This is a genomic window from Chryseobacterium sp. VAUSW3, assembly GCF_002205795.1.
GTDB classification, from domain to species: Bacteria; Bacteroidota; Bacteroidia; order Flavobacteriales; family Weeksellaceae; genus Kaistella; species Kaistella yananensis.
The window spans coordinates 314,226-334,628 of sequence record NZ_NIUY01000001.1 but is presented as its reverse complement, the minus strand read 5'-3'; the positions used below and the strand labels follow the sequence as shown (position 1 = coordinate 334,628).

Annotated in this window: 21 protein-coding genes; 12 read left to right on the top strand and 9 right to left on the bottom strand. The window is 39.9% G+C overall.

What is annotated here, in order from left to right; all coding sequences use genetic code 11:
* Positions 1 to 81 precede the first annotated feature (81 nt).
* Positions 82 to 1,383, top strand: coding sequence for a 30S ribosomal protein S12 methylthiotransferase RimO (gene rimO / locus CDW55_RS01545; protein ID WP_088467978.1), 1,302 nt, complete (start codon positions 82 to 84; stop codon positions 1,381 to 1,383).
* A gap of 523 nt (positions 1,384 to 1,906) precedes the next feature.
* Positions 1,907 to 2,278, top strand: a complete 372-nt coding sequence (locus CDW55_RS01540; RefSeq protein WP_088467977.1) for a septal ring lytic transglycosylase RlpA family protein — start codon at positions 1,907 to 1,909, stop codon at positions 2,276 to 2,278.
* A 71-nt stretch (positions 2,279 to 2,349) separates the two neighbouring features.
* On the opposite strand, the gene CDW55_RS01535 is transcribed toward CDW55_RS01540, so the two are convergent.
* Both CDW55_RS01535 and CDW55_RS01530 read right to left on the bottom strand, forming a co-directional pair.
* Positions 2,350 to 3,111 carry an exodeoxyribonuclease III gene (locus CDW55_RS01535; protein ID WP_088467976.1) on the bottom strand — a complete coding sequence of 254 codons (762 nt, stop codon included), beginning with the start codon at positions 3,109 to 3,111 and terminating at the stop codon, positions 2,350 to 2,352.
* Positions 3,112 to 3,250: 139 nt separating this feature from the next.
* Complete coding sequence (locus CDW55_RS01530) at positions 3,251 to 4,792, bottom strand: PglZ domain-containing protein (RefSeq protein ID WP_088467975.1); 1,542 nt, start codon at positions 4,790 to 4,792, stop codon at positions 3,251 to 3,253.
* A gap of 222 nt (positions 4,793 to 5,014) precedes the next feature.
* Here CDW55_RS01530 and CDW55_RS01525 point away from each other — a divergent pair, with 222 nt between their 5' ends.
* The 10 genes from CDW55_RS01525 (at position 5,015) to CDW55_RS01480 (ending at position 14,105) form a co-directional block, all read left to right on the top strand.
* Positions 5,015 to 6,226 carry an HD domain-containing protein gene (locus CDW55_RS01525; protein ID WP_088467974.1) on the top strand — a complete coding sequence of 404 codons (1,212 nt, stop codon included), beginning with the start codon at positions 5,015 to 5,017 and terminating at the stop codon, positions 6,224 to 6,226.
* A 50-nt stretch (positions 6,227 to 6,276) separates the two neighbouring features.
* Positions 6,277 to 6,951, top strand: a complete 675-nt coding sequence (locus tag CDW55_RS01520; RefSeq protein ID WP_088467973.1) for a hypothetical protein — start codon at positions 6,277 to 6,279, stop codon at positions 6,949 to 6,951.
* 74 nt (positions 6,952 to 7,025) lie between these two features.
* Positions 7,026 to 8,057: a UDP-3-O-(3-hydroxymyristoyl)glucosamine N-acyltransferase gene (gene lpxD, locus CDW55_RS01515; protein WP_088467972.1), complete on the top strand. Its 1,032-nt coding sequence runs from the start codon at positions 7,026 to 7,028 to the stop codon at positions 8,055 to 8,057.
* Positions 8,050 to 9,447: a bifunctional UDP-3-O-[3-hydroxymyristoyl] N-acetylglucosamine deacetylase/3-hydroxyacyl-ACP dehydratase gene (locus CDW55_RS01510; protein ID WP_088467971.1), complete on the top strand. Its 1,398-nt coding sequence runs from the start codon at positions 8,050 to 8,052 to the stop codon at positions 9,445 to 9,447. Before lpxD ends, CDW55_RS01510 begins: the two co-directional genes overlap by 8 nt.
* Positions 9,448 to 10,236: an acyl-ACP--UDP-N-acetylglucosamine O-acyltransferase gene (gene lpxA, locus CDW55_RS01505; protein ID WP_088467970.1), complete on the top strand. Its 789-nt coding sequence runs from the start codon at positions 9,448 to 9,450 to the stop codon at positions 10,234 to 10,236. It abuts the gene before it with no gap.
* A gap of 76 nt (positions 10,237 to 10,312) precedes the next feature.
* Positions 10,313 to 10,876: an elongation factor P gene (gene efp / locus CDW55_RS01500; protein WP_088467969.1), complete on the top strand. Its 564-nt coding sequence runs from the start codon at positions 10,313 to 10,315 to the stop codon at positions 10,874 to 10,876.
* A 42-nt stretch (positions 10,877 to 10,918) separates the two neighbouring features.
* A complete protein-coding gene (locus CDW55_RS01495; protein ID WP_088467968.1) occupies positions 10,919 to 11,821 on the top strand; it encodes an LpxD N-terminal domain-containing protein in 903 nt (300 codons plus the stop codon).
* A 1-nt stretch (position 11,822) separates the two neighbouring features.
* Entirely contained in the window at positions 11,823 to 12,392 is a 570-nt protein-coding gene (locus CDW55_RS01490) for a hypothetical protein (RefSeq protein WP_088467967.1), read from the top strand.
* An 84-nt stretch (positions 12,393 to 12,476) separates the two neighbouring features.
* The gene (gene sucD, locus CDW55_RS01485) at positions 12,477 to 13,349 is read left to right on the top strand and encodes a succinate--CoA ligase subunit alpha (protein WP_088467966.1); all 873 of its coding nucleotides are present in this window, start codon (positions 12,477 to 12,479) and stop codon (positions 13,347 to 13,349) included.
* 90 nt (positions 13,350 to 13,439) lie between these two features.
* Positions 13,440 to 14,105 (top strand): porin family protein, encoded by a 666-nt coding sequence (locus CDW55_RS01480; protein WP_088467965.1) that lies wholly within the window; start codon positions 13,440 to 13,442, stop codon positions 14,103 to 14,105.
* A gap of 93 nt (positions 14,106 to 14,198) precedes the next feature.
* On the opposite strand, the gene CDW55_RS01475 is transcribed toward CDW55_RS01480, so the two are convergent.
* The 7 genes from CDW55_RS01475 to CDW55_RS01445 all read right to left on the bottom strand — a co-directional run bounded on the left by CDW55_RS01475 (position 14,199) and on the right by CDW55_RS01445 (position 20,353).
* The gene (locus tag CDW55_RS01475) at positions 14,199 to 15,515 is read right to left on the bottom strand and encodes an ABC transporter permease (protein WP_088467964.1); all 1,317 of its coding nucleotides are present in this window, start codon (positions 15,513 to 15,515) and stop codon (positions 14,199 to 14,201) included.
* Between the two features lie 42 nt (positions 15,516 to 15,557).
* On the bottom strand, positions 15,558 to 16,472 hold the full coding sequence (locus CDW55_RS01470) for an ABC transporter ATP-binding protein (protein WP_088467963.1): 915 nt from the start codon (positions 16,470 to 16,472) through the stop codon (positions 15,558 to 15,560).
* Positions 16,473 to 16,660: 188 nt separating this feature from the next.
* Positions 16,661 to 17,254 carry a hypothetical protein gene (locus CDW55_RS01465; RefSeq protein WP_088467962.1) on the bottom strand — a complete coding sequence of 198 codons (594 nt, stop codon included), beginning with the start codon at positions 17,252 to 17,254 and terminating at the stop codon, positions 16,661 to 16,663.
* Positions 17,255 to 18,247 carry a tRNA dihydrouridine synthase DusB gene (dusB, locus tag CDW55_RS01460; protein ID WP_088468663.1) on the bottom strand — a complete coding sequence of 331 codons (993 nt, stop codon included), beginning with the start codon at positions 18,245 to 18,247 and terminating at the stop codon, positions 17,255 to 17,257.
* A gap of 95 nt (positions 18,248 to 18,342) precedes the next feature.
* Entirely contained in the window at positions 18,343 to 18,546 is a 204-nt protein-coding gene (locus CDW55_RS01455; RefSeq protein ID WP_088467961.1) for a hypothetical protein, read from the bottom strand.
* The gene (locus CDW55_RS01450; RefSeq protein WP_088467960.1) at positions 18,546 to 19,172 is read right to left on the bottom strand and encodes a DUF3575 domain-containing protein; all 627 of its coding nucleotides are present in this window, start codon (positions 19,170 to 19,172) and stop codon (positions 18,546 to 18,548) included. Before CDW55_RS01450 ends, CDW55_RS01455 begins: the two co-directional genes overlap by 1 nt.
* Before the next feature lie 8 nt (positions 19,173 to 19,180).
* Positions 19,181 to 20,353, bottom strand: a complete 1,173-nt coding sequence (locus CDW55_RS01445) for a thioredoxin family protein (protein WP_088467959.1) — start codon at positions 20,351 to 20,353, stop codon at positions 19,181 to 19,183.
* Positions 20,354 to 20,403: the final 50 nt, after the last annotated feature.

The following is a 20,403-nucleotide window of genomic DNA, read 5'->3' as shown; positions in this document are numbered from 1 at the left end:
GCAGAAACTTAAAGTCTTTTTTTATTCCTAAATTTGCACCCTGTAAAAATAAATGTCTTCAATTTCAAATTCAATATAAAAATGCGCACGAAATCCGTCGGAAAAAAGAAAATCAATATCGTTACTTTAGGCTGCTCCAAAAATGTGTACGACTCCGAAGTCTTAATGGGTCAGCTTCAAGCTAACGGAAAAGAGGTGGTTCACGAGGACCGCGGCGACATCGTGGTGATTAATACCTGCGGATTTATTGATAATGCGAAAGAAGAAAGCATCAATACCATCCTCGATTTCGTGGAAGCGAAAAACCGGGGTGAGGTAGAAAAAGTTTTTGTGACCGGCTGTCTTTCCGAAAGGTACAAACCAGATTTGGTGCGAGAAATTCCGGATGTAGACCAATATTTCGGAACAAGAGATTTGCCGATTTTGCTCAAACATTTGGGTGCAGATTATAAACATGAATTGGTGGGTGAAAGAATGACGACCACCCCGAAACATTACGCTTATCTGAAGATCGCTGAAGGCTGCGACCGACCGTGTTCCTTCTGCGCTATTCCTTTGATGAGAGGAAAAAATGTTTCAACACCGATTGAAAACTTAGTGATTGAAGCTGAAAAGCTCGCAAAAAAAGGCGTTAAAGAATTAATCTTAATTGCGCAGGACCTTACCTATTACGGGTTAGATATCTATAAAAAACGTGCACTCGGAGATTTGCTTCTGAGATTGGTAAAAGTGGAAGGGATTGAATGGATTCGTCTGCATTACGCCTTCCCGACCGGATTTCCTGAAGATGTATTGGAAATCATTAAAAACGAACCAAAAGTCTGTAACTATATTGATATCCCGTTGCAGCACATTAATTCAGATATTCTGAAAGCGATGAAGCGTGGAACGACGCATGAAAAAACCAACGCGCTTCTGGATAAATTCAGAGAGAAAGTGCCGGATATGGCCATCCGAACAACTTTAATTGTGGGGTTTCCGGGCGAAACCGAAGAGAAATTCCAAGAAATGAAAGAATGGGTGCGAACACAACGTTTCGATCGATTGGGATGCTTCACTTATTCGCACGAAGAAAATACGACCGCTTATGTTTTGGAAGATAATGTTCCGCAGGAAGTGAAAGAGGCCAGGGTAGAGGAGATTATGGAATTGCAGTCCCAAATTTCCTGGGAGAAAAACCAGGAAAAAATTGGCAAAACCTTCCGCTGCATCTTCGACAGAAAAGAAGGAAACTATTTCGTGGGAAGAACAGAATTCGATTCGCCGGACGTAGATAATACCGTTTTGGTGTCTGCAGAAAACACCTATTTGTCCATTGGCGAGTTCGCTGATATTAAAATTACTTCTGCGGAAGAATTCGATTTGTACGGAGAACTTGTTTAAATTGATCTTACAAGCAACAAAAAAGCCAATGATTTTCATTGGTTTTTCTATTTTCAGTGAATTTTACCAGCTCAATTTAGTTAAAATTTTAATTAAGTAGAAAAGTTCAGTCTTTCATGGTAAAAATCGCTTTACCCTGAAACGTGCATTTATAAAGGTGTTGAGGCATTTTTTTAGTTTAAGATTAGTTCAAATTGCATCTTTTTATTTCTTAATAAAATTATTTATTTTTTAATCATTTTCTAACCTTTCAACGAAATTTTCAATTTTATTAACCGGCTGATTATAAGTGTTTTGTGTTTTTAATAAATGGGAAACTATGCAGTAATTAGTTAATTTTGTTAACGTTTTGAACTTGTTTTTAACACTTTTTAACAAACTTTCTTATTTCCCATGAATAGGGAATTGGCAAAGTGTCTTAACATATAATTAAGAGTTTGTTAACACAATTTAACAACTGAGTTGTTGCAAGAAATGTTTTCGAAATAAATTTGCGGAGTCAAAACCAATAAAATAATTCAAAATGATGAAAAGAGTTATTCTCGTAATCATAATGATGATTTCAACACTTGGTATTTATTCTTTCAACAAGTTTAATGCCAATGATGCCAAAACAAGTTTTGCATCGTTCTACCACGATAAGTTTAATGGTAGGAAAACCGCAAGCGGAGAAATTTTCAGTAACAGAAAGCTTACCGCTGCACACAGAACGCTTCCGTTCGGAACGATAGTACAGGTAACGAACCTGAGAACCGGAAAAAGTGTAGAAGTGAGAATTAACGACCGAGGTCCGTTTCACTCTTCCAGAGCATTGGATTTATCCAAAGCCGCGTTCGATTCAATTGGCAACACCGCCCGCGGTATCATGCCTGTTGAATATGAAATTGTCGATTAAACTTTACGTTTTTTTAAAAGCAAAGCCGATTCATAGGAGTCGGCTTTTTTTTATTTTCATCTTTTATTGTCTTAATGAAGTTCTACCATCACCGGACAGTGGTCGCTGTGTACGGCTTCCTTAAGAATTACTGCGCGCGACAGTTTTTCCTGTAACGTATACGACACTAAATTATAATCCAAGCGCCAGCCTTTGTTCCTTGCTCGGGAATTCTGGCGGTAACTCCACCACGAATAATGATCGGGCTGGTCATTGAAGAACCGGAAAGTGTCTATTAGCTCACATTCTTCGATGAACCTGGTCATCCATTCTCTTTCCATCGGCAGGAAGCCGGAAGTGTTTTTAAGGCCTTCAGGATTATGGATGTCGATCGCATGATGACAGATATTAAAATCGCCCGAAATGATGAGGTTAGGAATCGTTTTGCTGAGGTTTTTAATATAGTCTAGGAAATCGTAACAGAACTGCATCTTAAATCCCAGTCTCTCGATGTTTGAAGCGGACGGAACATACACCGAAATTACCGAAAACTCATCGAAATCTGCGCGGATGATCCGCCCTTCGGAATCATAATGTTCAATACCGCAGCCGTATTCGATGTGGTTAGGTTTAATTTTAGAGGCAATTCCGACACCCGAATATCCTTTGCGCTGTGCAGAATGCCAGAAACTGTGATACCCGATTTTTTCAAGGCTTTCGATGTCGATCTGGTCGTTGCCCGCTTTGCTTTCCTGAATACAGATGATGTCGGGATCCGAAATTTTCAGCCAGCCCACAAAATCTTTGGTAAAGGCAGCACGGATTCCGTTGACATTATAGGAGATAATTCTCATTCAATTTAATTTTCTTCAAATTTACAAAAGGAAATGACCTGTTTCTGAAGATTTACTGCCTACCCATAAAAAAGGCGGAAAAAATCTCTGATTCTTTCCGCCCCATTAAGCCCAAATTTAAATAAACTATGAAAAAAAACTATTTGGGCTCTAAAATGCTGATGGGGATAATTACCTCTTCTAAGGAAATTCCGCCGTGCTGGTATGTTTCTTTATAGTAATTCACGAAATGATTGTAGTTTTTCGGATACGCTAAAAAAGTGTTGTTTTTCGCGAAAATATATTTGGAACTCAGGTTTCCTTTCGGTAAAAATAATTTTTCAGGATTAGAGATCGCCCATACATCGCTGTTTTCATAGGTTAAACTTCTGCCGGTTTTGTAGCGGATATTGGTTGAGGTTTCTCGGTCTCCCACCACTTTGCTGGGTTTTTTAACATATACCGTTCCGTGATCGGTGGTAATCACCAGCTTAAATCCGTTTTCAGCAGCCTGCTTGATGATTTTCATGAGTGATGAATTCTCGAACCAGTTGTACGTAAGCGATCGGAAAGTTTTATCGTCCCGGATGAGCTGATTTACAATCACGTTATCGGTTTTCGCATGCGACAGGATGTCGATGAAATTATAGACAATCACGAGCAGATCGTTGTTTTTGTGCTGGTTGAAATCATCCAGAATCTTTCTCTCAAAATCTGCGTTAAGGATTTTCAGGTATTTCATCGATTTGCCGGAAAGTCCGAGCCGTTTCATCTGATCTTCCAGAAAGTCGCGCTCATGTTCGTTTTTGTTTCCGTCCTCATTGTCATTAAACCATTTATCGGGAAAACGTTTTTCGATTTCCGAAGGCAGCAAACCGGCAAAAAACGAATTTCTTGCATATTGTGTTGCGGTGGGTAAAATACTGAAATAGTAATCTTCGGAGGTTTTGTTGTAAAACTTGGTAAAAAGCGGTTCGATTACCTTCCACTGGTCGTAACGTAAATTATCGATCATCAGGAGAAGCACCTTTTCTTTTTCGAGTTCCGGTTTCACCTTGTCTTTAAACAAAGTGTGGCTCATCATGGGTTTTTCGTTGGTGTGGAGCCAGTCTTCGTAGTTGTTTTCAATGAATTTAGAGAACTGAATGTTGGCTTCTTCTTTCTGCGACTGCAGTAAATCGGCAAATTCATTATCAAATACCTTATCGAATTTTATTTCCCAGTTCAGGATTTTCTTATAATATTCTGCCCAGTCCTGGTACGTTCTCATATAAGAAAGTTCCATGGAAAGGTTGCGGAACTGCTGCTGATATTCGAGAATTGTTTTTTCCTCCACGAGGGTTTCTTCCTGAAGGTTTTTCTTTAAAGAAAGCAGTACCTGATTCGGATTTACGGGTTTCAGAATATAATCAGCGATTTGTGAACCGATGGCCTGTTCCATGATTCTTTCTTCCTCGTTTTTGGTTACCATCACGATCTTTATGGCAGAATCGATGTTTTTAATCATCGGAATCGCTTCCAGGCCGCTGATGCCGGGCATATTTTCGTCGAGCAAAGCCAGCTGAAAATTTTCTTTTTCGATCATTTCCAGTGCTTCGTTTACGTTGTTTACCGGAGTCACCGTATATCCTTTGTTCTCTAAAAATACAATATGAGGTTTCAGTAAATCCACTTCATCATCAATCCATATTAATTTTGCCATTTATTTCAATTGTTCTGATTAATTGCCTGAGCTTTTCAGGCCTACTGTAAGGCGTCAAAAGTACAACCAAAGATTGCCAAATTTCTTTTAAAAACACGTTAAAGTTGCGTTAAATAATTGAATGACTGCGGTACGATATTTTTAAAAAAAGCGGTATCACCGTATAAAAACTTAAATTTGCAGTGCGAAACTGATTCCTATCTAAGAGACAGCCATTAAACAATGACGAATAAATTCAAAATCATCAACGATCCGGTTCACGGCTTTATAAAAATACCTCACGAAATTTTATTTGATGTCATTGAGCATCCTTATTTCCAGCGTCTGCGGCGGATTTCCCAAACCGGCCTGCTGAATTTAATATTTCCCGGCGCTACCCATACCCGTTTTCATCACGCCTTGGGCGCCATGCATCTGATGTTTACCGCTCTGGAAACATTGAGACTGAAAGGCACTGAAATTTCCAAAGAGGAAGAAAAATCTGCCATGCTGGCGATTCTGCTTCACGACATTGGTCATGGTCCTTTTTCGCACGCTTTGGAAAATATGTTGATGGAAGATTGGCATCATGAGAAGCTTTCATTGTTGTTAATGAATGACTTGAACAGAGAATTGGACGGCGAACTGACGATGGCAATAGAAATGTTTCAAGGGAAATATCACCGGAAATTTTTCAATCAGTTGATTTCTTCTCAACTTGATGTAGACCGTTTGGATTATTTGAAACGCGACAGTTTCTACACAGGCGTTTCCGAAGGAAATGTGAATACACAAAGGATTATTTCGATGATGAATGTTGCGGATGACAAACTTGTGATTGATGCAAAAGGAATATATTCCATTGAAAATTTTTTAACGGCGAGAATGTTCATGTATTGGCAGGTGTATTATCACAAAACTTCGGCTTTGGCGGAACATCTTTTGGTGAAGATTTTGGACCGCGCAAAGACGTTGGTTTCAGAAGGAAAAGAACTCAAAGCTTCCGATAATTTAAAATATTTCCTCGAAAAAAATAAGTTCGTTCGTGCCACAAAAGAAGACATCCAAAGATTTACAGAGTTGGATGATAATGATGTGATACAGGCGATGAAATTTTGGACAAAAAGTGATGATTTCATCCTTTCTTATCTGTGTAAATGTGTTATTCAAAGGAATTTTCCGAAGACCATGATTTCTTCAAAACCTTTCGAAAAAGATTTTGTTGAAGATAAAATTGCCAAAACAAACGCTTTCTTCAATATTGAAAATGGAGCGGAACTCGTGGATGAAATTTCAAGAACGCTGCTTCCGTACAATACAGAAAAACAGCCAATTCATCTTCTTCCAAAAAATGGTGAGAAATTCAGGCTCGAAGATTCAGAAAATCAGATTCTTTCCGCATTTATAAATCAATCGAATACTAAATATATTCTGTCTTTTCCAAGAGAGATTTAATTAGATCCCAATCGGTTCAGTTTTTGCCCTTACTTTCAAAATTGGAAGTGATGAGAAAAATTCTGTTGGTTCTGAGTGGTCTTTTTGCCATTTCCTGCATAAAGAAAAATTCTATACAAAATACCATTCAACAATCAGTAAAAAAGGATTCCGTAGTTGTTAAAACACATAAAGTTTCTGATAGTTCGACTATAGAGAATACAGCAGAAATAAAAATCGTTGAGGAGGAAAAGGGAAATCGGGAAGTAAACGTAGAAGAAAATCAAGACAAAAATACAGGCGAAGCCGATGCAGCTTTTCAGTGGGAAGCCAATCAAAAATTGGAAAAATTGCTCAAACACTTTGGCAAAAATATTCCCGGGTATTATGGCGGAGCTTTTATCAACGATTCCGGTGACCTGGAAATAAATTTATTTGGAGATACGGCTAAAGGAAAAAGGGAAATTATTAAGATTATTGGCAGAGAAAATGTGCATTTTAAGATGCAAAAATATTCTTATAATGAGCTCAATAAATTAATGACTTATCTGAACGATTTTGCTCAGAATCCCGTAAACAAAAAGTATGCGAAAAACATGTCTTTTTGGTGGGTGATGGAAAAAGAAGGATACATTCAAATGGGTTTGTTGGACAACAGTCCGGAAAAAATAAAGGAATTCAAAGCACACATTCATAATTCCCCCGCTATTAAATTTGTGAAATCAAGCGGAATTATATTGCAGTAAAAACACACGTTTTTAGGCGTCTAAAATTCTGAAAATTATTTTGTGTAAACCATATTTTCTTATCTTTGCAGGATATGGAATTTACAGCATCGCAGATCGCAGGTTTTATCAACGGAAGAATTATAGGCGACGAAAATGCCACTATTAGCGGTGTTTCCCCTATTGAGAGTGGTGAAGAAGGCCATCTTTCCTTCATCGCGCAGGATAGATTTGCAGACTATATCGATACAACGAAATGTTCAGTACTTATCGTTTCCGAAAAACTTTTAACCAAAGACACTTATCCTACCACCATTATCGCAGTAGAAGATGCTTATCTTTCTTTTCAGGTTCTTATGAATCTTTATAAGGAAATGCAGGGCAGAAAGACCGGTATCGAGCAGGGTGCAGTATTTCATGAAACTTCCAAAGTTGGTGAAAATGTGTATGTTGGCGCGTTTACCTGTGTTTCCGAAAAAGTAAAAATTGGTGACGAAAGCCAGATTTACCCTCACGTTTATATCGGCAAAAATGTAAAAATCGGCAAAAACTGTATTATTTACAGTGGGGTAAGAATATATGATTACTGCGTGATTGGCGATAACTGCGTCATCCATTCCAATACCGTAATAGGATCAGACGGATTCGGTTTTCAGGTGACCAAAGACGGTTATCAGAAAATTCCGCAACTGGGTAATGTTGTTTTGGGAGACCATGTTGAAATTGGCTCCAACTGCAGTATCGACCGAGGTACGATTGGTTCAACCGTGATCGGAAACGGAACTAAAATCGATAATTTAATTCAGATCGCCCACAATGTAAAGATTGGTGAGAATAATGTAATCGCGGCTCAGGCGGGCATTGCAGGATCCACCGTTATTGGTGACTGGAACCAGATTGGCGGTCAGGTGGGGATTGTTGGGCATATTACCATCGGCAATCAGGTGAAAGTTCAGGCCCAGAGCGGCGTGAATTCCAACACGAAAGACGGGGAAATTCTTTACGGATCACCTGCCATTAATGCCGGAGAATACAGAAGAAATTATGTGCATTTCAGAAATTTCACCGAAATCGTGAAACGCATCAATACTATTGAAAACAGCACTAAAGATAAAACCAGTGAGTGATAAACAAAAAACTTTAAAGGAAGAAGTTTCCCTTTGTGGGATTGGGCTTCATACCGGAAGAGAAGTAACATTAACAATAAAACCGGCCAAGGAGAATACCGGTTTTGTATTTGTACGTACCGATTTGGAGGGGCATCCTCATATTGAGGCCGACGTAAACTACGTCACTGCAACCGAACGGGGAACGACCCTTGAAAAATTAGGAGTAAGAATTCATACCTGCGAACACCTTCTGGCAGCTTTGGTAGGCTGCGACATCGACAATGCTATTCTGGAAATGAACAGTGCAGAGCCGCCAATTTTAGACGGTTCTTCAAGGTTTTTCGTTGATGCCATTGAAAAAGCAGGGATTCTGGAACAGAACGTAGACCGCGAATATCTGGTTGTGAAGGAAGTCCTGAATTATGTTGATCCTACTACCGGATCCGAGCTTACCATCATCCCTTCTGATACTTATGAAGTGACGACGATGGTAGATTTCGGTACGAAAGTTCTCGGAACCCAGAATGCCACCTTAAGAGATATTTCAGAATTTAAAGACGAAATTTCATGTGCACGTACTTTTAGTTTCCTTCATGAACTCGAAATGCTTTTGGATGCCGGTCTTATTAAAGGTGGCGATATTTCCAACGCTATTGTTTATGTGGATAAAGAACTTACTGCAGAAACTTCAGAAAAACTGAAAAAAGCCTTCGGTAAAGATGATGTTTCCATCCGCCCGAACGGAATTTTAGATAACCTTACCCTTAATTATCCCAACGAAGCCGCGCGACATAAACTGCTAGACGTGATTGGTGACTTAGCCTTGGTAGGCGTAAAAATTAAAGGAAAAGTGATCGCCAACAAACCAGGACATTTCGTAAACACCCAGTTTGCAAAAAAACTGAACAGACAGTGGAAACTGCAGAGAAAGAAAAATGTTCCCGATATCGACATCTACAAAGAACCCGTTTTCGATATCAACGGAATCATGAAACTTATGCCACACCGGCCGCCGTTCCTCCTTATCGATAAAATTCTTGAGCTTTCAGACTCTCACGTAGTGGGGCTGAAGAACGTCACCATGAATGAACCGTTTTTTGTGGGGCATTTCCCTAAAGAACCGGTGATGCCGGGCGTTTTACAGGTGGAGGCTCTGGCACAGACCGGTGGAATCCTCGTTCTGGCAAGCGTTCCTGATCCCGAAAACTATTCCACTTATTTTATTAAAATGGATAAAGTAAAGTTTAAGAAAAAAGTGGTTCCGGGTGATACCCTGGTTTTTAAAATAGAACTTATTTCCCCAATCCGAAGAGGGATTGTTCACATGCAGGGCTATGGCTATGTAGGCGACAGCGTTGTAGTAGAAGCTGAATTGATGGCGCAGGTCGCAAAAAATAAACCGGATTAAATGGTACACCAGTTAGCTGCCGTTGACAAACGCGCAAAAATAAAGAAAAATGTAATCGTAGAACCGTTTACTACCATTGCCGGTGATGTAGAAATTGGCGAAGGAACGTGGATCGGTCCTAACGTAACGATTATGGATGGTGCCAGAATCGGAAAAAACTGCCGTATTTTCCCGGGTACAGTGATTGCCGCAGTTCCGCAGGATCTGAAATTCGAAGGTGAAGATACCCAGGTGATTATCGGCGACAATACCACCATCAGAGAATGTGTTACCGTAAACCGCGGAACCAAAGCTTTGGGTTATACCAAAATAGGTAACGACTGTCTCATTATGGCGACCTCGCATATTGCGCACGACTGTGTTCTCGGGAACGGCGTTATCATCGTGAACGGTTGCGGTATTGCAGGGCATGTTGAAATCGGGGATTACACCGTAATGGGCGGACTTTCAGCGGTTCACCAGTTTGGGAAAATCGGTAAACATGTGATGATTTCCGGAGGAACTTTAGTAAGAAAAGATATTCCGCCTTATGTGAAAGTAGCACGGGAGCCCATGACTTATGCAGGAATTAATTCGGTAGGTCTGCGCAGAAGAGGTTTTACCAACGACAAGATCTTCGAAATCCAGAAAATTTACAGAGCCATCTTCCAGATGAAGATGAATGTTTCGCAGGCATCAAGCTATATTGAAAAAGAAATGCTGCCGACTGCCGAAAGAGACGAAATTTTAGAATTCATCAAGAATTCGCCCAGAGGTATCGTAAAAGGCTACGGCACCGGAAAAGAATAGACACAATACAACTTTAATTAACACTGATAAGTCCGGAGATGCATCTTCAGACGATAACTAAAAATTCAAACTTTAAATGGCAACCAGCAACGATATTAAAAAAGGAATGTGTATCGAATACAGTAACGATATCTTCAAAATTATCGATTTCTTACACGTAAAACCAGGAAAAGGTCCAGCGTTCGTAAGAACCAAAATGAAATCGGTAACCAACGGTAAAGTGCTTGAAAATACTTTTTCCGCAGGTCACAAAATTGATGAAGTAAAAGTAATCACCAGAAAATTCCAGTATCTTTACGAAGACGACAATGGTTTTCACTTCATGAACAATGATGATTTCTCACAAATCTACCTGAACAAAGAGATGATCGAGAACTCACAGTTCATGAAAGCAGGTGAAGAAGTTACCATTATTCTGAAAGAAGCAGATGAATCTCCACTATCAGCAGAAATCCCACCAACGGTTTATCTGGATGTAATTGAAGCAGATCCTGGAGTGAAAGGAAATACTGCAACCAACGCCCTGAAAAACGCCATCGTAGAAACCGGCGCAAGAGTAATGGTTCCTCTTTTCATTGAAGCAGGTGACAAAATTAAAGTAAACACCGAAGACGGAAATTATCTGGAACGCGTAAAATAAAAATTGATGGAAGGTGAAAATCTTCCATCTGCTTATTAAAATATGACCTTCAACCAACCGCAGACCCTAAGGAACATTGCAGATCTCATCGGCGCCCAAATGATTGGCGACGAAAATTTTCCTGTTCTTGGGACTAACGAAATTCACCGCGTAAAAGCCGGGGAAATTGTTTTTGTGAATCATCCCAAATATTACGACAAAGCGCTTAACTCCGCGGCGACCATTATTCTTATCGATAAAGTGGTAGATTGTCCGGAAGGGAAGGCTTTGTTGGTCTCCGATGATCCGTTCAGGGATTTCAATAAAATCAATACCCATTTCACCAAGATTTACAATTTCACCGAAGAACTTCACGATCTTGAAGTCGGCGAAGGAACACGCATTCATCCTTCCGCAGTGATCGGAAACGAAGTGAAAATCGGCAAAAACAGTATCATTTTCCCTAATGTTGTGATAGGCGACAGAACCATCATCGGCGACAACGTGATTATCCAGAGCGGAACTGTTTTGGGCGGCGACGCATTTTATTACAGAAAACTGAACGGAAATTTCGATCGCTTGATTTCTGTGGGAAATGTAATTATTGAAGACAACGTTGAAATAGGAAACAACTGCACCATCGACCGCGGCGTTACGGATTCTACCATCATTGGCGAAGGTTCTATTTTAGATAATTTAATACAAATCGGTCACGATACCATCATCGGTAAAAAAGTGCTTATTGCTTCCCACGCTGCGATTGCAGGTTGTTGCGTCATCGAAGACGAGGTAACGGTTTGGGGACAAGTAGGTATGGCCTCCGGTAACCGAGTGGGAAAAGGAGCCGTTCTTTTAGGCAAAACCGGCGTTAACAAAGACCTGGAAGGCGGAAAAACCTATTTCGGACAGTTGGCGGAAGAGTTTAGGGATTATTTAAGGAAAGAAGTGAAGCTGAAAAATCTTTAGGATGAAGCGAATTTTATCTTTATTAAGTATTTTTCTGTTTATATTAAGCTTTTCTCAAAAAGCTGAAATCAATGCTAAGATACTTTTTGCCGACGGTACCGTTTCCCATGCTAAAATTTTATTCAGAAAAAGCATCTTTTACGAAAACGAAATATATGAGAACAGTATCACCCAAAAGAATATTTTTCTTATCAACGATGCTGGCAAAAAAGAAAAACACCTCTTTAATAAGTTCAGACGCATTGAATTTGTTGATCTGAAGGGGCAAAACAGGGTCTTTGAAAGACCATTGGAAAAATTCGGAATGTTTGAATTGATTCAGGACGGGCCAAAGATGAAATGGTACAGGGATTATACAGAAAGTTCATACGACCATTCGCAAGGGTCTATTGATATTTTGATCAAAAATGACGGTAAGTATGAAATGTTTAGTATTTTAACTAACTACAAGAAGAAACTTAAGGAACTTACTTCGGACATGCCGGTTTTAGCGGAGTTCATTGAAAATTGCAATTTCTTTAACAATACAAATTCCTGTCTTCAGGAAGTATTTAAGAAATATAACGAATAAAATAAATGATAATTTTTTTTAACTCGGCAGATTCAGTAAATTTGTAAGAGTTAATATTCTATAATAAATTTAAAAAACATAAGAATGTCAGTATTAGTAAACAAAGATTCTAAAGTAATCGTACAGGGCTTTACAGGAAACGAAGGAACCTTCCACGCAGGTCAGATGATTGAATACGGAACCAACGTAGTAGGCGGTGTAACTCCAGGAAAAGGAGGAACTGAACATTTGGGTAAACCTGTTTTCAATACCGTTGCTGAATCGGTAGAAAAAGCGGGCGCGAATGTTTCCATTATTTTCGTTCCGCCAGCATTTGCTGCAGACGCCATTATGGAAGCTGCGGAAGCCGGAATTAAAGTAATTGTATGTATTACAGAAGGAATTCCTGTGGAAGACATGGTGAAAGTGAAAGCTTATATTGCTGACAGAGATTGCCGATTGATCGGGCCAAACTGCCCTGGAATCATCACTTCCGACGAAGCGAAAATCGGAATTATGCCAGGTTTTGTTTTCAAAAAAGGGAGAGTGGGTATCGTTTCAAAATCAGGAACCCTTACTTACGAAGCTGCTGACCAGGTAGTGAAAGCAGGTTACGGAGTTTCTACCGCTATCGGAATCGGTGGTGACCCCATCATCGGTACTACAACCAAAGAAGCTTTGGAACTGTTCATCAACGATCCTGAAACAGATGCTGTAGTCATGATCGGAGAAATCGGAGGTTCATTAGAAGCTGAAGCTGCAAGATGGTATAAAGAAAGCGGTTCTAAAAAACCAGTTGTTGGTTTTATCGCAGGTCAAACTGCACCAAAAGGTAGAACAATGGGTCATGCCGGTGCAATCGTAGGTGGTGCCGAAGATACTGCACAGGCGAAAATGGCGATTATGAGAGAAAACGGAATCAATGTGGTGGATTCACCTGCTGAAATTGGTTCTACTGTAGCTCAGGTTTTAGGATAATTTTCCTCATCAAAATATAAAAAGGTTCTGTAAGTTTTTACAGAATCTTTTTTTGATCAATATTTTTTATCTTTGTCGATAAACACTATTATGAAAAATAAACTATTTGTTGTTTCCGCACTATGCGCAGCGACGTTTTTTTCAGCACAGATTGATCTGCGTAATACCAGATTTGGGATTACCGGCGGTGGAACTTATTCACGAGTGAGCAATGCCCATAATCCTTCAGGACCCATTTATTCGGGGTTTGGCGGAGTTTTGGCTTTAATTCCGGTAGATAATAACGACCAGTTTTATATCCAACCAGGAATCGAATATCTAGGTGCCGGGGAAACCGGAAAAGATAAAGATATGAAAGGGGCAGTGGGTTACGACGCTGTATATGCCAACAATTATATCAGCGTACCGCTTTATTTTAAAGGCTATTTTTCTGAGGCAGAATCTGAGTTTTTTGGCCTTGCTGGCCCGAAATTCAATTTTCTCATCAATCAGAATATTAAAAACGCTCCATTGAGATATACCGAAGAGGGGGATCCGGCAACGGGTATCAACGGTAAGGCCGCGAGCTTCAATTTTGGAGTAGGTTTGGGCATTGGTTTTTCTTACAAAAGAATGTTTGAGGTTACCGGCCGCTACGATATCGGTTTAAGCAACACATATAAAGGACTGATGAAGGAACAGACGAATGATCCCAACGTGAGCAAGAAAAAATCTGAACAGGTACTCAGCGTAGGTTTGAGTTATATTTTCCAGTAAAAATTTTTAAACTTATAAATTAAATCCCGTCAAAATTATTTTGACGGGATTTATTTTTACTTAAGCGTGAGCTTAACCTTAAACTGAACGGGCTTAACTCCTGATCCATTTCCAGATTTCTTTAGCGCTGGCTTTATTTCCGTACATTAAAATTCCTACCCGGTAGACTTTTGCCGCGATATAAATCATCAGTAACGCTGAAATCACCAGCAGGAAGATTGAAAGTGCGATCTGCCAGCCCGGAACCCCAAACGGAATTCTTGCAATCATGGCCACCGGCGAGGTGAACGGAATAATCGAGAGCCAAAAACCAAGCGGTCCTTCAGGATTATTCATAATCGTAAAACTTCCGTACATACCGATCATCAGCGGAATGATGGCGAAAAGGGTAAACTGCTGCGTTTCGGTTTCATTATCCACAGCAGAACCGATGGCTGCGTACATTGAGCTGTAAAAAATATACCCTAACAGAAAGAATATGATGAAAACGAAGATGATCAGCGGATAATTCATGTCCAGCAGAATATGCGAAACTTCTGAGGCGGTCTGTTGAATATCAAATTTTTCTATCATTTCTGCCGACTGTTCGCCGCCGGGGATCTGCTTCTGCATCGCCGAAAAACCGGTATTCAGGAATATCGCGCCCAAAACCGACATGGTAATCCAGATACTGAACTGCGTTAATGCAACCAGTGTTACACCCAGAATTTTCCCCATCATGAGTTCAAACGGTTTTACGGAAGAGATGATGATTTCTACCACGCGGTTGTTTTTTTCCTCCAGCACACTGCGCATCACCCGCACACCATAAATAATGATAAACATGAAAACCGCGTACATCAAAACCATGCTGAGGCCAGATTTTATCCCGAAATCAAGATCTGAATCTGCTTTATTATTATCTACAACATTCTGGGTATTGAGGTCGAAATTTTTATCCAGACTGATGATCTGATCTTCAGAAATTCCGAGTCTTTTAATTTTTTCCTGCTTTATGATTCTCGACAGATCAGCTACTACACTCATTTTAGTCTCGAAACCAATCTTTTTGTTGATCAGTAATTTCGAGTTTTTCTCAAGCTCATCAAAGTTGTTATCTTTAAGTTCGGGAATGATCAGAAGTCCTTCGATTCCGTCCATGTCCTTTAAAGTCGAGGTAAGTGCTTTCTCGTTTTCCCGAGGTACGAAAACATATTTTATCGACTGGTCGCTTTTCAGGTTGCCTACAAACAGTCCGCTTTTATCAATGACGTTAAACGTGCTCGAACTTTCGTTCGCCTTGAAGAGAAATGTGATAAACGCCGCAAAAGCGATCATCAGCACCGGCGCGAGAAGGGTAAGGATGACAAAAGATTTTTTCTTTACCTGTGTGAGATATTCTCTTCTGGTAATTAAAAATATATTTTTCATGAATTGACTTTCAGGTTAATTTTTAAACATTAAAAGAGAAATTTACCGCTTACCAGCCGAAACTGCGTTGATGAAAACTTCGTTCATGCTCGGGATTTTCTCATCAAAAGACCGTATTTTGCCGACTTTCATCAGTTCATTCAACACAATATTTTGGTCATTATCGTTTTTCAAATCGAAGGAAACCAACTGATTCTCTGTTGCATATTCCTGAATCTGATAACGGTTCCTGAACTGTTCAAATGCGTCATTATTGATATCTGCCAAAGTCACCCCGAATATATTTTTCTTGAACTGCTCGCGCACATCGAACACTTTTCCGTCAAGCACTTTCTTCGCATGATCTATTAATGCTACATAATCGCACATTTCTTCCACACTTTCCATGCGGTGCGTAGAGAGGATGATGGTGGTACCGTTGTTTTTTAAATTGAGGATCTGGTCTTTTATGAGATTGGCGTTTACCGGATCGAAACCCGAAAACGGTTCATCAAGAATCAACAGTTTCGGGCGGTGAAGAACCGTCACCACAAACTGAATTTTCTGGGCCATCCCTTTGGAGAGTTCACTGAGTTTTTTCTTCCACCACTGATCGATCTGCAACTGCTCGAACCAGTATTTTGCCTGGTTCAGTGCATCATTTTTGCTCATTCCCTTCAGTTCACCAAAATAAAGAATCTGATCACCAACCGACATGTTTTTATAGAGTCCGCGTTCTTCGGGCATATAACCGATCTGGCGGATATGGTTGGGGTTCAGTTTTTCGTTATTGATGAAAATTTCTCCCGAGTCTGCCTGTGTAATCTGATTGATAATTCTGATAAAAGTAGTTTTTCCCGCGCCGTTCGGTCCAAGAAGGCCGTAAATACTCGCTTCGGGAACGTTGATGGAGAAGTCTTCGAGCGCAAGTTTTTTGCCTGCGTTGTAAGTTTTGGTTACATGTTCTGCTTTAAGCATCCAAATAATTTTAAGTATTAGTCTTCAAAAGACGTTGAAAGTTACGTAAATTATCATGAATTTTCAGGAGCCGGGAACCTGCTGTCCGCTGTATCTTTTTTGTGCTGCCGCTTCCTGTGCCGAATCCGCACAAAAAAGGATGCCGCTACCATCAGGGCTAGGGAATTGGTTTTAATTACAGACGGTTGTCAGGAAATCCAGATCATTTTTTCTTCTACGATTTTCCACTCGCCATTTACTTTTTTGAGATAGAGCAAAAGACCTAACCCACACTTTGACCCACAATAATGTTGATATCTGATTATAACTTTCTCTTTTGATATAAATACAGGTTCTGATAAATCATAAGAACCAAGGTACGTTGGTTTCTTTTCATTTTCATCAATTTCTGTGGGGTCTTCTAATCGTCGTGCAATTTCCAAATTTTTTATTTTGGAAAAATCGATTTTATTTTTAGAATAAGTTGGTCTATATTCAACTAAAATAGGACGCTTTACGAAAAATTCATCAGCTGGATTCAAGGTGTCCAGAATTGATAATTTATGATCTAAAAAATAGGTTAGCGACTTTGATTTGGTAAGACTGTCTATGATCTTTTCTGCGATTTTCTTACGTTCATTTTCGGAATAATGCCTGTCGTAAGGTAGATAATTGGCCATTATTCCATAAGTAGAAACTTTATTTTTGAGCACCGTATTGAAAATCTCATACCTCTCAATTTCTTCCGAATTCTTACAACCCAAAATGAATAAAAGTGATAGAATTGAAAGCCACAATTTCATTTATACAAATGAGTTTTGTGTGTAGAAATCTGCTGCTTCTGCAATGACTTCATCCATTTCCTCCAGCGTAAACACCTCCAGGAACTTTCTGCGGAAATCTTTAAAATGGGGAATTCCACGGAAGTAGTTGCTGTAATGCTGGCGCATTTCAATTAAACCAAGGCGTTCACCTTTCCACTCCATGCTCCATTCCGCGTGTTGGCGAACCGCCTGAAGCCTTTCGGTGATGGTAGGTTCCGGTAATTTTTCACCTGTTTCAAAGAAATGTTTAATCTCATTGAAAATCCAGGGATAGCCGATGGCACCTCGGCCAATCATAATGCCGTCGCAATCGTATTTCTCTCTGTATTCTAAAGCCTTTTCGGGAGAATCTACATCGCCGTTCCCGAAAATAGGGATTTCAATATTCGGATTGTTTTTCACTTTCGAAATATAATCCCAATCGGCTTCGCCTTTATACATCTGCGAACGTGTTCTGGCGTGTATGGTTAATGCTTTGATGCCGACATCCTGCAGGCGTTCTGCAACCTCCATAATATTGATGGTCTCGGTGTCCCAGCCCAAACGGGTTTTTACGGTAACAGGCAGATGGGTGGAATTTACCACCGCTTTTGTAAGCCGGATCATCAGGTCGATATCTTTTAAAACACCGGCACCGGCTCCTTTACAGACCACTTTTTTTACGGGGCAGCCGAAATTGATGTCTACCAGATCCGGATTTACGGCTTCTACAATCTTTGCGGAAAGCGCCATCGCTTCTTCGTCGCCACCAAAAATCTGGATTCCCACCGGTCTTTCGTAGTCGAAAATATCCAGTTTCTTTTTGCTTTTCATGGCGTCACGAATAAGGCCTTCAGAAGAAATAAATTCCGAATACATCATGTCTGCACCGTGCATTTTGCAAAGCCTGCGAAAGGGCGGATCCGAAACATCTTCCATCGGAGCGAGCAGAAGAGGGAAGTCCGGAAGTTCAATATTCCCGATTTTTATCATGGTGCAAAGATAATTTTTTTGAATGGAAGAAGGAAACATGATTGCTTAGAACAAAAAAAAACAGATCTTCCTGATCTGTCTGCATGCTGAAATTTTTAATCAAAATCGTGATGGGTGTCGTCCTTGGAGTTTTTATGAACAAACCACATCCCAATGGTGAGCCCTACCACGCCAGCCACAGCGGTCATCAGTGCGCGTTCGAGTCTGTCGGGCATGTCGTTTCCGATATAATTCATCAAAAAGAGAATCAGAAAGGTGATTACGGCAACCACCATGAATTTTTTACTTTTTATATCCATTATTTGAGTTGATAAGAGATCATTATTCCACCGCGATAGGGAATCCATTCGCCGCTTTGGTTGTAAATGCGGTCGGGGTTTGTATCATAGCGGACTCCCAATTTTTTATGAAATCCTTTATAATAGCTTTGTGCTGTTCCGCCACCGAGATAGAGATCCATATTCCAGTTTTCATTCAGTTTAAACTGGTATCCTACAACTGCGCCGAAAAAAAAAGAAAAGCCATCCTGATAGAGATCAGACAGATTGTAAATCGGTGATTCCGGTGAATACTGTGAGGGAAGATCCTTCCAGTAATTCCATTTCTGCATTTTATACCGCGCAAACGAAAAGTTGCCTCCCACGTACCAGTGCTTAAAAGCTTCTTTAAAATAATACCGTCCATCCAGGCCGGCCATATAAACCTGAGCATATTTACCCGCGAAAGATTTCCAGGGTGAGACAAATATGTCGCCCTGAACGGTCATCTTGTTATTTAACTGGTATTCGAGTCCTGCGTTTAATACACCCACCGGCAAAAAGAGGGCATTAGCTTTAACGTAAAGTTTTTTTTGGAGCGTATCCGCCTGCTGTGCATTGCTGAAAGAAAAAGCTGCAAAGGCAAAAAGAAGTAAAAGTTTTTTCAAAGCAACGCTTATTTTAAATTTTGTAATAATTTATCAGCTAGTGTGGCGTCTTTTCCCTGGCTTTCAGCTAACTTTTTTGAAATCTCGGCGTAGGATTTCGCATTGTCTTTCTTGCCTGTTTTGGAATAAAGTTTTGCCAAAATGTAGGTATTCTCAGGGTTTTCAGACCGCATTACCGATTTTTCCGCCCATTCTTCAGCTTTTTTCAGGGAAGTGGGATTCGACACGTGTTCGCTGAAGATCCAGGCTGCTTTCAGCAATTCTTCAGGATCAAAATTATCGGCATTACTGTAGTATTTCAAAGCAGCTTTTTCATATTCTGTAAAGTTTCCCAAGTTGGGATAAAGAATCACTTTCATCCGGTTCAATGCGGTTTCTGCTTCGTCTTTTCCAACCAGTGGGATTGCGTTTTTGTAGAAATAATCGTCATTGATGATTCCCGTTTTCTGGTCCAGCGAATTTTCCAATACTTTAGAAATTTTAATATTTGTATCGAACTGGTTATAGATCTCTTCAGACATCAGTGCTGCAATTTCATTCTTTTTTGCTGTGAAAATCTGATAATTTGGATCAGTTGTCGATTTGGTGAAATAGAGAAGAAGCCCAACTTCGTCTTTAGTAAAAGATTCATTTTTCTTTACATTGAAGTATCTTTCGGAAACTTTTTTTGCCAGTTCATAATCGCTGTCTGCATAAAGCCTCATCATATTGAGTAAAAATTCCGGATCGGATTCGCCTTTTTCGAAAAGTTCTTTATTGGATGCGGTGCGGAATTTTGGATTATTGGCCTCCTTGGCCATCGCAAGAAAGGCTTGTTCACCCATGTAACCGTAACTGTTCATCACCACTTCACCATCACCATTCATAAAAAGGAATGAAGGGTAGGACCGGACTCCGTATTTTGCTGCAATTTCGCGTCCTTCACCTTTTTCCATATCGAACCGGGCATTGATAAAGTTAGCGTTATAATATTCCTTTACCGCCTGTAAGGGAAAAATATTCTTTTCCATTAACTTACACGGACCGCACCAAACCGCAAAAGCGTCCATAAATACAAGCTTTTTTTCTTTTTTTGCTTTTGCCAGAATTTCTTTGAATGTGCCTTTTTCGAAATTTATGCTTTCCTGAGAAAATACGGACAGAGAAATAAATACTATAAGTAGAGAAAATAATTTTTTCATGAAATTAAAAATGTGATGCGAATATAAATATAATATATAACGGGAAAAAA

Excerpts from the sequence above, each read along its gene's own strand:
- rimO (WP_088467978.1), top strand. The coding sequence starts at position 82 with ATGCGCACGAAATCCGTCGGAAAAAAGAAAATCAATATCGTTACTTTA.
- CDW55_RS01540 (WP_088467977.1), top strand. The coding sequence starts at position 1,907 with ATGATGAAAAGAGTTATTCTCGTAATCATAATGATGATTTCAACACTT.
- CDW55_RS01535 (WP_088467976.1), bottom strand. The coding sequence starts at position 3,111 with ATGAGAATTATCTCCTATAATGTCAACGGAATCCGTGCTGCCTTTACC.
- CDW55_RS01530 (WP_088467975.1), bottom strand. The coding sequence starts at position 4,792 with ATGGCAAAATTAATATGGATTGATGATGAAGTGGATTTACTGAAACCT.
- CDW55_RS01525 (WP_088467974.1), top strand. The coding sequence starts at position 5,015 with ATGACGAATAAATTCAAAATCATCAACGATCCGGTTCACGGCTTTATA.
- CDW55_RS01520 (WP_088467973.1), top strand. The coding sequence starts at position 6,277 with ATGAGAAAAATTCTGTTGGTTCTGAGTGGTCTTTTTGCCATTTCCTGC.
- lpxD (WP_088467972.1), top strand. The coding sequence starts at position 7,026 with ATGGAATTTACAGCATCGCAGATCGCAGGTTTTATCAACGGAAGAATT.
- lpxA (WP_088467970.1), top strand. The coding sequence starts at position 9,448 with ATGGTACACCAGTTAGCTGCCGTTGACAAACGCGCAAAAATAAAGAAA.
- efp (WP_088467969.1), top strand. The coding sequence starts at position 10,313 with ATGGCAACCAGCAACGATATTAAAAAAGGAATGTGTATCGAATACAGT.
- CDW55_RS01495 (WP_088467968.1), top strand. The coding sequence starts at position 10,919 with ATGACCTTCAACCAACCGCAGACCCTAAGGAACATTGCAGATCTCATC.
- CDW55_RS01490 (WP_088467967.1), top strand. The coding sequence starts at position 11,823 with ATGAAGCGAATTTTATCTTTATTAAGTATTTTTCTGTTTATATTAAGC.
- sucD (WP_088467966.1), top strand. The coding sequence starts at position 12,477 with ATGTCAGTATTAGTAAACAAAGATTCTAAAGTAATCGTACAGGGCTTT.
- CDW55_RS01480 (WP_088467965.1), top strand. The coding sequence starts at position 13,440 with ATGAAAAATAAACTATTTGTTGTTTCCGCACTATGCGCAGCGACGTTT.
- CDW55_RS01475 (WP_088467964.1), bottom strand. The coding sequence starts at position 15,515 with ATGAAAAATATATTTTTAATTACCAGAAGAGAATATCTCACACAGGTA.
- CDW55_RS01470 (WP_088467963.1), bottom strand. The coding sequence starts at position 16,472 with ATGCTTAAAGCAGAACATGTAACCAAAACTTACAACGCAGGCAAAAAA.
- CDW55_RS01465 (WP_088467962.1), bottom strand. The coding sequence starts at position 17,254 with ATGAAATTGTGGCTTTCAATTCTATCACTTTTATTCATTTTGGGTTGT.
- dusB (WP_088468663.1), bottom strand. The coding sequence starts at position 18,247 with ATGATAAAAATCGGGAATATTGAACTTCCGGACTTCCCTCTTCTGCTC.
- CDW55_RS01455 (WP_088467961.1), bottom strand. The coding sequence starts at position 18,546 with ATGGATATAAAAAGTAAAAAATTCATGGTGGTTGCCGTAATCACCTTT.
- CDW55_RS01445 (WP_088467959.1), bottom strand. The coding sequence starts at position 20,353 with ATGAAAAAATTATTTTCTCTACTTATAGTATTTATTTCTCTGTCCGTA.